Genomic DNA, 212 nt, shown 5'->3' on the forward strand with positions numbered 1-212 from the left:
AGATAACACAATCCCACGCGCATGCTGAGCATGCATAATATTAATATAGTCTTTTTAGATTTCAGGTAAGAAACGTAAGGTTAAACTCACTGCATAGGCTATTTTATAAGGTAACCCTACGCGATTCCGACTGGCAGAAAACTCCGTCGGATGCGTGGTAAACCCAAATACCAAGGCTATTGGATACATACTAAAATATTTTAATGTCACCG

General features: G+C 39.2%; 1 protein-coding gene. It reads right to left on the bottom strand.

What is annotated here, in order from left to right; translation table 11 throughout:
* Positions 1-54: 54 nt before the first annotated feature.
* Complete coding sequence (locus V6256_RS16030; protein ID WP_341599191.1) at positions 55-210, bottom strand: CbiQ family ECF transporter T component; 156 nt, start codon at positions 208-210, stop codon at positions 55-57.
* Between the last annotated feature and the right edge of the window lie 2 nt (positions 211-212).

It is taken from the genome of Psychromonas aquatilis (assembly GCF_038155185.1).
Classification (GTDB): domain Bacteria; phylum Pseudomonadota; class Gammaproteobacteria; order Enterobacterales; family Psychromonadaceae; genus Psychromonas; species Psychromonas aquatilis.